5 protein-coding genes and 1 pseudogene are annotated in these 5,099 nt (G+C 45.9%); all 6 read right to left on the minus strand.

Annotation, left to right across the window (positions count from 1 at the left end; genetic code table 11):
- Positions 1-219: 219 nt before the first annotated feature.
- Positions 220-630, minus strand: coding sequence for a hypothetical protein (locus PVV69_RS09185; RefSeq protein WP_273757263.1), 411 nt, complete (start codon positions 628-630; stop codon positions 220-222).
- A gap of 9 nt (positions 631-639) precedes the next feature.
- Complete coding sequence (locus tag PVV69_RS09190; protein WP_273757264.1) at positions 640-1,158, minus strand: phage major tail tube protein; 519 nt, start codon at positions 1,156-1,158, stop codon at positions 640-642.
- A gap of 3 nt (positions 1,159-1,161) precedes the next feature.
- A complete protein-coding gene (locus PVV69_RS09195; protein ID WP_273757265.1) occupies positions 1,162-2,445 on the minus strand; it encodes a phage tail sheath C-terminal domain-containing protein in 1,284 nt (427 codons plus the stop codon).
- Positions 2,446-2,624: 179 nt separating this feature from the next.
- Positions 2,625-2,876: a hypothetical protein gene (locus PVV69_RS09200; protein ID WP_273757267.1), complete on the minus strand. Its 252-nt coding sequence runs from the start codon at positions 2,874-2,876 to the stop codon at positions 2,625-2,627.
- Positions 2,877-2,885: 9 nt separating this feature from the next.
- A complete protein-coding gene (locus tag PVV69_RS09205; protein WP_273757268.1) occupies positions 2,886-4,232 on the minus strand; it encodes a Bgr_08870 family protein in 1,347 nt (448 codons plus the stop codon).
- A 13-nt stretch (positions 4,233-4,245) separates the two neighbouring features.
- Positions 4,246-5,099: pseudogene (locus PVV69_RS09210) on the minus strand (DUF4815 domain-containing protein); the annotation flags it as partial.

Below are 5,099 nucleotides of genomic sequence, written 5' to 3' on the forward strand. Positions count from 1 at the left end.
CGCTACTGAAAGCTGCAAGATCACGCTTGGCAGAAGCGATCCCTTCTTGGAGATGATTGACAAAACGCACAACAAGGGAAACATCCATAATCGTCTCTTATCCTAACATTTGGCTTTCATATTCTTGTTGTTTCAAGCGCACTAATTCTTCTCGATAGGAAATCACATCCAGCCAATCCATCTGATTGATCTCTAGAGCCGACCAGCGAAAATAAAGAGCTAGTTCTGCTCCAAATTGTCCAGCATAAGGGATTGGCGTTGCGTAAAAAAAGCAAAAAAAGCCTTAAACACTGCCACAAGATCAACAACATCAAGACGATCAATGAGTTCAACAGATTCATGAGACATCTCTGCCAAAAGCGCTGTAATGCCTTCTGTCTCCTCATGGGTAAACAAAACTTGTGAAAGCTTAAGAATGAGAACATCATTGCTAGGGGTTTTTTGCTCTGCAAATTCAGGTACAAGCAGCTCTGTCAACTGTGGTCCAATCAGCACGGATAATTGCTTGGCATGTTTGAAAGTGGGGCGATAAAAGGTCAATTTATGCCGTGTCGCTTGCCTACCCTCACTGTCTTGGTAGAGAATGGGAACAGCTAATTCCACCTCAATGCTTGTTTGTAAACTTGTCATGATCAATTCCTATAAATTGAGAATAGAGCGTCGACGAGAACCGATCTCTTGCCCATTGCGGACAAGCCAACCGCCTCGTTTAAAGGAAAAGCGATGCAAAACAGAACCATCCCAAAATTCGGTATAGTCCCAAATATTCTTAATCTCGCAATCATAGCCTGTTGCTTTTCCAGCCGTTAAGCCTTCACTATCCACTTTGACCAAGCGCCCTGTAACATCAATGGAATGTTCATGCTCGCGCCCATCTTCTTCAGAGATCACGTGTTTTTTGCCAGTGAATTTATGACGAAGACCAGGGGAACCACCAAAGATACCGATGATTTCAGGCGTGTGGCTGCGGATTTTCATTTGTAAACTCAAAGCTTTCACACCAAGACCGCTCACATCAATTTGCATGTCAGAGCCCCCTGGTTGATAGGTTTCTGTGATTTCTTCCAACGTGGGCAGTTTCAATGTTTCAAGATCAAGGTGAAGATTCACATCATCATCAACAATCAGCGTAAAACCGCGTACAATGCGTAAAGTCATGCTTTAACTCCTTGCTGCTTTGCGATAAGTTTCAAGCGTATCGCCAAATTGATAAGTCATTTTCTTTTGGATATCTTGCGCCAGACGGTCAAAATAAGCGCTATTGCGCCGGCTGCCGAAACTCAAATCTTCTAAAGGTGGCACTTCTTCTGCATCAAACTCGACCCGCAATTGTCCCAATTGTAAAGTGCTGTTTGAATTTAAATCACGGTCAAACCAAACCCGCCCACCAAGCAGTGCACCACGCGCAATCAGATCATCCAGAAACTGTGTAAGGCTGCGGGTAATGGCAATGACATGTTGACCGGTCAGGTTTTCGTCATTTGCCCAAGGGCGGAAATTGTTAATGATGGTTTTTTCCAAGGCTGCACGGGTGCGCACCACATTGACAAAGCGCCAGAGTGGATCACTCGAGGTGGTGTGATTGCCCCATAAAATGCGCCCATTAGCAGCCATTTGCCCATGCGCATTTTGGCTAAGGCGTGCCGGTATAAAGGTGGCAATATCGGCTTGATTGAGGCGATTAGCCTCATGATCAATTTCCCCATCAAAATAGCTAATGGGGCGTGCTGTGCCTAAAATACCATGCACATCTTGGTTAGAGGGGGACCAAAAAACACCCCCCTTTTGTTTGTCACGTTTGATAAACATCGCCGCCACAAAGGGGCTTGCTGGTTTAATACTCACACCACCCTCACTATTTGCTACCCGCACAAAGGGGTCAATCAGATAACAAAAGCGTGAGGAGAAATCCGCGCGAAAGGCAAGGCTTTCTTCCGTATTTTTGCCCCCCGTATCGAACACGGCAATGGCTTGTAGCTTTTCGGCCACCTGTTCTAGAGCATCTGCTAGCGGGTTTTTGCCATTATCAAGGCGCCCTGCACTATAAGCTGGTGCCAGTAAAATCCCAGGCTCTACCCCTAAATGCCCCCGTGCATGTTTTAGCGCATGCACACCGGTCAGGTGAGCGTTTGATCCCACCATCTCTGCTTGTGTCTCAGCAATGGTAGACTTTTCCTCCACCCGCACGAAAATCACTTGTGCCTCAATCCCTTGCGCACGAACGGCATTGATAACATCAAGGGCTGTTCCTCTTGTCCCAAGCTTTTGGATTTTCTCTGTTTCATGGCTAAAGACCAACACGGGCTCGTTGAAGGGATAGGTCTGTGCATCCGCATCAGGGGCTGTAACAACCGCTCCAATGGCGGTTTGATCAAATGTTGCTAAAGGACGGGAATCCTCACCAGCCTCTACAATGCGAATCCCATGATTAAATTCTGTTGCCATCTTGCTCTCCAAATCAATGAAGAGACTATAACAACCATCACCATGCTCCATAAGCCTGACACTGTCAGTAAAAAAGCCCTTTCAAAGGGCTTTAAAGAAAAAATCATACAAGCCTTTAAACGCTTAGACAACAACTGCTCCGTTGACCCACGCCATTCGTTTTTAAATAGCTTGATAATCTAGATTTGATTATCTTTCTCTTGCGGTTCTTTTATAGGCTCTAGGGGTTCATCTGTTTCTACCATTTCAGTAGATGAGAGCTGTTTTGTATTTTCATCCACCACGGGAGGAGAGAACACTCCATCCTTATAAGTCCAACCAATTTGCGCTTTACTTGAGGGGATAGCCTCACCATCAAAGACGTGAACATAATCTTCTGATGCCACGATAATGTTTGTTACCACACCATTTTCAACAACTGCATATTTCATCAATACCTCCTAGATAAAAAATTTCAACAAGATTGCGCCATTTCCGCCATCACCGCCACAATTAATTCCACCATCATTTCCGTTGAAATATCCGCCACCACCACCGCCACCTTCACCATTACCTTTACAGCCGTGACCACCATTACCAGCTTTTTCACTTTCACCACCAAAACCACCTGCTCCATTATAAGCACCGCCACCGCCGCCGCCGCCGCCGCCAAAAATAGAGCTTCCACCGTTGCCACTTCCGCCATCCCCACCATTTCCGCCAGAAAAAATATAACCCAAGCCGTTAAAACCACTGGAACTACTATTGCCACCGCGACTTCCTCCAAAAGAGGAAGAGCCGCCACTACCGCCACAACCTCCTCCTCCAGCTCCACCAAACGCAGTTACAATATTTCCAATTCTTGTTGTTCCACCTGCATCCCCACCTTTAGCTATACCGCCACCATGACCGCCACAACCAATTTGCACTGTTGTTGATTTTTTAAGCTCAAAGACTTTTATTTTGATGTGCACATTTTGAGCGCCGCCGCCGCCGCCGCCGCCGTAATTAGTTTTTTTGTTGTTTACGGTGTTTCTACCCCCATCTCCACCGCCGCCGCCGCCTCCCCATGCCCATATTTCTACCTCTGTGTCATCGCTAACACCTTCAGGAAAGGGTATAGGACCACTTTCTGTCATAAGAATTTCAACAGGCTTTTTGACTAATGAAGCTATTAATTTATCCACTTGTGATTTGGTATAAACAGCTTCACCATCAACGGTTAGTGGTCCTTTCAGCACGCTCCCGTTTGCGCTTAAACGGGTAACTATTTCACCATTATGAATAAGATTAAACGACAAATTACCCAACAGCTCCAAACCACCACTCATGCTGACTTTGCTGGTAAATTTGTTGTAACTTTGCCATTCATTTGGACTTGTGAGGTGTCCATAGGCTGTGAGATCTTCATTAATCTTGGCTCGAAAATCATCAAGCCCCACGATATCTTCTGTTTTATGTTGATGGGTACCTAACAGCGAAATGGCACTGCCAAAGGTAAAATTATTATTGCTTGATTTGTAAAGAACATAATTGTTGGCTGCGTCCTTAGCGCCCTCGATATCGCTTAAATCAGCAAAAGTGAAGGTTTTATCGACTGCCATCTTGCCATTAAGGGCGCTTTCTAAACCCGTCACATCACTGATTGTGTGCGTGTGGTGTAAAGGTGCTTTCCCCTCTACCTTTTCCTCAACAGCCAAAAGTGCTTGATCAATTTTGCCTAAGTTTTCCCGCAAGATGGGGAATTCAGAACTGATAAAGCGTCCCTCTTTAGGCAATTCCATGTCGAGTTTTTTAGTTTTTGTCATGTGTTTTCTCCCATCACAATATGCCGGCGCCAAAATCACGCACCATGGAGCGTGCCGCCGGTCCACCGGTAAGGGTGAGTTTGAGGCGCGCTTGTTTGACTCCTTTGTCGCTGCTTACAAATTTGCGCTCTGTCCAAAGCGGTTCAGCGAGTTGTTCTGTCTCATCCAGTTTTAAAGGGGTGAAAGCGCCATCATCCAGCTGCATTTCTAGTGAAAAGGTTGCACCACCCGGTAAAAAGGTTTTGATATAACTGGTCAGCCTTGCCTTTTCCCCAAAGGCAAAAGCACGCGTGACATAAGTGGCTGTTTTATGAATCTTTCCTGCAATCAATTGCACAGGGGCAAATAAGACGGGTGAAAGCTTCTCTGTCCCTTTGAGAATAGCGCGAAGCCTTACCTTTTCACTGATATATTCACTAAGGCTTAGCAATTGAAAGGGTAGCAGTTGATAAACCGTGCCATTGTTTCGTTCAATTTCAAAGATGACAGAACACTCGCTTGAAGGCAATTCAATGGCTGCACGCACCTGCAAATCAGAGCAATCCACAAGATCAAAACTGCCTAAATCTACGGTTTTTTCTGTTTGCCTGTAGCGGGCTGCCAGCACTCGAAAGGCTAAAGCTTCATCTTGGTGCGCGCTCCAGCTCCTCGCATTGACAGAGGAAAAGCGTGGACCGGTCACATAAGGGTGACTCGAGACGTATCTCTGGTGTTCTGTATCAAAATCTCCAAGTTTGGCAAGTGAGAGGGAATGATCAGCATCATCTGTCTTGATAACAAAAGCCGTTAAGCGGTCATCCATCACAAGGAGTGGTACATCATAGCGTGCCTCTGCCCACCCTTCCTTTGCGCCCTTCATGGAATAGG

Source organism: Bartonella sp. MM73XJBT (assembly GCF_028618465.1).
Lineage (GTDB): Bacteria > Pseudomonadota > Alphaproteobacteria > Rhizobiales > Rhizobiaceae > Bartonella.